This is a genomic window from Salipiger marinus, assembly GCF_900100085.1.
GTDB classification, from domain to species: Bacteria; Pseudomonadota; Alphaproteobacteria; order Rhodobacterales; family Rhodobacteraceae; genus Salipiger; species Salipiger marinus.
Genome location: NZ_FNEJ01000076.1, coordinates 1 through 2,845 on the forward strand (window position 1 = coordinate 1; position 2,845 = coordinate 2,845).

General features: G+C 58.1%; 1 protein-coding gene and 4 pseudogenes. 3 read left to right on the forward strand and 2 right to left on the reverse strand.

Annotated elements, in window-relative coordinates:
* The 3 genes and pseudogenes from BLR51_RS27315 to BLR51_RS26815 form a co-directional block, all read left to right on the forward strand.
* Nucleotides 1-89, forward strand: a pseudogene (locus BLR51_RS27315) (IS5/IS1182 family transposase); the annotation flags it as partial.
* Between the two features lie 167 nt (nt 90-256).
* Nucleotides 257-649, forward strand: a complete 393-nt coding sequence (locus BLR51_RS27610) for a hypothetical protein (protein ID WP_131821921.1) — start codon at nt 257-259, stop codon at nt 647-649.
* A gap of 152 nt (nt 650-801) precedes the next feature.
* Nucleotides 802-1,184 (forward strand): annotated as a pseudogene (locus BLR51_RS26815) (transposase); the annotation flags it as partial.
* Here BLR51_RS26815 and istB read toward each other — a convergent pair.
* Nucleotides 1,163-1,874 (reverse strand): annotated as a pseudogene (gene istB, locus BLR51_RS26820) (IS21-like element helper ATPase IstB); the annotation flags it as partial. The pseudogenes BLR51_RS26815 and istB sit on opposite strands and share 22 nt — an antisense overlap.
* Nucleotides 1,864-2,845: pseudogene (locus tag BLR51_RS26825) on the reverse strand (Mu transposase domain-containing protein); the annotation flags it as partial. The pseudogenes istB and BLR51_RS26825, both read right to left, overlap by 11 nt.

Sequence of the window (2,845 nt, forward strand, 5' to 3'; positions counted from 1 at the left end):
CCACACGCTACGACAAAACCGCTGAGAGCTTCTTGGGCTTCATCGACATCACCTCCATCCGACTTTGGCTGCGCCTTTTGTCAACATGACCTAGGCTTCATGGTGTAAACCCCGTAACAGCAGCATGGCGGGAGATGTGGGACATTACCGTCGGAGCAGCACTAAACTGGGGTGAAATAGACTATCAGAGAACCCGAAGCTACTACGGCTATACAAAAGGCTACCTGCAAGTCAATCCGCATCAACCGTTACTACCATGAGAAAGAAAGACGGAACTCACATAGCCGCGTTCACAGTCTTGATTGTGACTTCAATTTGGATGTGGTGGAGCGGCTCTCTATGGTTTCTTTTTGAAACGAGAACATCCATAGAAACTAGCTGTTCATCGACAGGTGATAACTGCCTGAAGATCATTTACAAAAGAGATACTGGAATAGATTACACCACACGTATTTTTGTTGCTTGGGATCAAGATCTCAAAAAATTCGGCTCGCTTCCTGACAGCTATTTGGCCTTCGATCCAGAGACCTCCGTGCATTTAACTTGGCTATCTCAAAATAGCGTAAGGATCGAGTACGAAGGTGGAGGGTATAAACTGTTTGGCTCTATGCCTCAGGAGGTATTTTTTGAATTTAAAAGGGCTGGATGAGTCTCGTCTTAAAACGGAACGGTTTTGCAACGCCTTCTTTGCGTGATTGATTTCAAAGGCTTGGTTGTCGCAAAACTCTGTAGCAAAATTGACCTGCCACGGGATTTTTCCTCCACCGTCGATTAGAGTTCGGCCCAACCTGAGGACGGAAAATGAAGCGAACGAGATGCAAGGACGAACAGATCATCGGCATCCTGGCTGCGCACGAGGCAGGCGCAAAGTACGCGGACCTGTGCCGCAAGCACGGCATGTCGGAAGGCACCTTCTATAACTGGAAGGCAAAATTCGGCGGCATGACGGTGTCGGAGGCGAAGCGGCTGAAGACGCTCGAGGATGAGAATGCCAAGCTGAAGAAGCTGCTGGCGGAACAGATGCTCGATCTCGCCGCGGTGAAGGAACTGGTTTCAAAAAGGTGGTGACGCCTGCCGTGAAGCGCGAGGCGGTCGCGCATCTGAGGTCCCTACTCGGGCTCTCGGAGCGGCGGGCGTGCCGGATTGCCGGGGCGGATCAGCGATGGGTGAGGCGGTCGAGCAAGGCGGTGGTCATTTTGGCGTCGCCGAACACCGTTGCCCATTCGCTGAAGCTGAGGTTGGTGGTGATGACGACGCTGGTGCGCTCGTAGAGCTTGCTCAGAAGGTGGAAGAGCAGCGCACCGCCAGAGGCGCTGAACGGCAGGTATCCGAGCTCGTCGAGGATCACCAGGTCGAGACGGGTGAGGCTTTCGGCGATCTGTCCGGCCTTTCCCTTGGCCTTTTCCTGCTCGAGCGTGTTGACCAGCTCGATGGTTGAGAAGAAGCGGACCTTTCGCCGGTGATGCTCGACAGCCTGGACGCCGAGGGCTGTCGCGACATGAGTTTTGCCGGTGCCCGGGCCGCCGATCAGTACGACATTCTGCGCACCATCCATGAACTCGCAGCGGTGCAGCGTCCTGACGGTAGCCTCGTTGATCTCACTGGCAGCGAAGTCGAAGCCGGAGAGGTCCTTGTAGGTCGGGAACCGTGCGGCCTTCATGTGATAGGCGATGGACCGGACCTCACGCTCGGCCAATTCGGCCTTCAGCAGTTGCGACAGGATCGGGACGGCGGCTTCAAAAGCCGGGGCACCTTGCTCGATCAGGTCGGTGACGGGTCACGCCAAAGGCGTGCCTGCGGCACGACGCCATGCCGTGCATCTTCAGGCTGCGGAGCATGATGACGATGGCGCCGCTGGCTGGATCATGACGCATGGTGGCCTCCGGCGACCTGGGCGCGCAGGTCATCATAGCGTTCGACATTGGCCTTGGGCTCGCGCTGCAGGACCAGAGCCTGCGGGGTATCCAGTGGCGGCCCGCCGATCACCTTGCCGTCGACCAGCCGATGCAGCAGGTTCAGCACATGGGTTTTGGTCGGCAGGCCCTCGGCCAGTGCGAGGTCCACGGCGGCAAGCACGGCCTGTTCGTCGTGCTGCAGCACCAGGGCGAGGATGTCGACCATTTCGCGGTCACCGCCGGGCTTGCGCAGCATGTGCTCCTGCAGCTGTCTGAAGCCATGTGGCAATTCCAGGAAGGGCGCGCCATTCCGAAGCGCCCCGGGCTTGCGTTGAACGACTGCCAGATAATGGCGCCAGTCATAGATTGTCCGCGTCGGCAGTTGATGGCTGCGTTCAATGATGCGGAGATGCTCACACAGGATATTGCCCTTGGCCGCGACAACCAGTCGGTCGGGGTAGATCCGCAGGCTGACAGGGCGGTTCGCAAAGGATGCGGGAACGCTGTAACCTTGCGTCGGGGAAACGATCCCCCGGATCGTTTCCTGATCCTCCTCATGCTCGAAGCTGATCAGACAGGTAGGCGACACGCGCTTGCTCAGTTCAATGAAGCCGTCAAAGGCTGGCGGCAACGGCATCAGCGCGACCTGCTCCTCGGCCCAGACATCGGCGATCGTGCCGGGCAGCGTGCCATGCGCCGTCTCTCGCCACAGCTCCAGGCAGCGCTGTTCCAGCCAGGCGTTCAGCGCGGCAAGGTCGGGGAAGTCCGGCATCCTTTGCAAGATCTGGTGGCAGGCATCCCGAACGTTCTTCTCGATTTGACCCCTCGCCATTGTCCTCGGACCAATGGCGGACAATGGCTCGATCCCAGCCGGCGGCGGGATTGCAGAACTCGGGCTCGAAGACATAGTGGTTCGCCATGGCAAGGAAGCGGATGTTGACCTGCCGCTC